The 1,675-nt window shown below is 77.1% G+C and carries 2 protein-coding genes; one reads left to right on the top strand and one right to left on the bottom strand.

What is annotated here, in order from left to right; all coding sequences use genetic code 11:
• On the bottom strand, positions 1–755 hold a 755-nt coding region (locus tag G3I42_RS30925), incomplete at its 3' end, for a LysR family transcriptional regulator (RefSeq protein ID WP_164291023.1).
• A 70-nt stretch (positions 756–825) separates the two neighbouring features.
• Here G3I42_RS30925 and G3I42_RS30920 point away from each other — a divergent pair.
• On the top strand, positions 826–1,675 hold an 850-nt coding region (locus tag G3I42_RS30920; protein ID WP_164291022.1), incomplete at its 3' end, for a dihydrodipicolinate synthase family protein.

Below are 1,675 nucleotides of genomic sequence, written 5' to 3'. Positions count from 1 at the left end.
GCGGTCGCCGCCGACGCGGGGACGACCGCGACGCCCGCGCCCGCGGCGACGAGCCGCAGCGTCGTGTCGTAGTCGTCGACGCGGTGCCAGGACTCGGCCCGGACCTCGCTCGACGCGCCGAGCCGCGTCACGACCGCGTGGCACAGGGTGTCCTCGGCGGGGAGTATCCAGGGCGCGGCGCTGTGGTCCCGTACCGGATCGCCCGTCGTCCCCGCCCCTGCCGTGTCCACCGGCGCCGCGAAAAGCATCGGCTCGCTGAAGAGGTGTTCCGTCGCGAGGCCCGGCTCGGGCGGGTGCGCGAAGCCTTCGTACGTGTGCACGAGGGCCACGTCGAGGCCGCCGGAGCGGACCGCGTGGCCCGCGTCGGCGGGGTCGATCTCCCGTACCCACAGCGCGAGCCCGGGATGGCTCGCGCGGAGCGCGGCGAAGACCGGCGCGGCGAGCGCGCGGGCCGCCGAGGGCGAGAAACCGGCCCGCAGCGGCGCCTCCGCGCCCCGGTGCGTGCTCAGTTCGGCCTCCGCCGCCTCCAGGTGCGCGAGGATCACCTCCGCGTGCGCCACGAGCCGCGCGCCCGTCGGCGTGAGCGCGATCCGGCGAGCCTCGCGCGCGAACAGGGCGGTGCCCGTGGCCCGTTCGAGGAGTGAGAGCTGCTGCGAGACCGCCGAGGGGCTGTACGCGAGCGCCTTCGCGACCGCCGCGATGGTGCCGCGCCGGGACAGCTCGCGCAGCAGGCGCAACTGATGCGGGTTGAGCATCGGCTCAGCTTACGAGCACCGTCACTTCTTCCCGCTGGACCGCCGTGCCTCCCGCGGCGACGATCGGGACATGACCCTCCACGCCGGCCTGCACGTGCCGCTCGTCACGCCCTTCGCCGCCGACGGCACGCTCGACGCCCCGGCCCTGGACGCCCTCGAACGCCTCGCCCACGACGTACTCGACGAGGGCGCCGCCGGGCTCATCGCGCTCGGCACCACCGCCGAGGCCGCCACGCTCGACCGGTCCGAACGCGCCGCCGTCCTCACCGTCCTGGCCCGCGTCGCCCGCGAGCGCGGCGCCCCGCTCACGGTCGGCGCGGGTGGCGGTGACACCGCCGCGAGCCGTACGGCGCTCGCCGCGCTCGCCGACGTCCCCGAGGCCGTGGCCGCGCTCGTCCCCGTCCCCTCCTTCACGCGCCCCGGAGAGGCGGGCGTCCTCGCGCACTTCGCGAGTCTCGCCGCGACGAGCCCCGTCCCGCTGCTCGTCTACCACATCCCGTACCGCACGGGGCAGGAGCTGAGCGCGGCCACGCTGCGGGAGATCGGGGCGCTCCCGGGGGTTGCCGGGGTCAAGTACGCGGCTGGGGGCGTCACCGAGGACGCCGTGGCGCTTCTCGGCGAGCGCCCCGCGGATTTCGCGGTCCTCGCGGGCGACGACGTGTACGCCTCCGCCCTGCTCGCGCTCGGCGCCGGGGGCGCCGTCCTCGCCTCGGCGCACCTCGCGACGCGCGCGTACGCGAACCTCGTCACCGCCTGGCGCGCGGGCGAGGCGGCACGGGCCAGAGAACTCGGCCACCGCCTCGCCCGCCTCTCCGCCGCCCTCTTCGCCGGGCCGAGCCCCACCGTCCTCAAGGCCGTCCTGCACGCGCGCGGCCGGCTTCCGAGTCCGGCGGTGCGGCTGCCGCTCCTCGCCGCGTCCG

Origin of the sequence: Streptomyces sp. SID11385, from assembly GCF_010548245.1 — a bacterium.
Classification (GTDB): Bacteria; Actinomycetota; Actinomycetes; order Streptomycetales; family Streptomycetaceae; genus Streptomyces.
Note: the sequence above shows the minus strand (reverse complement) of the source record. Positions and strands in the feature narration are given on the sequence as shown.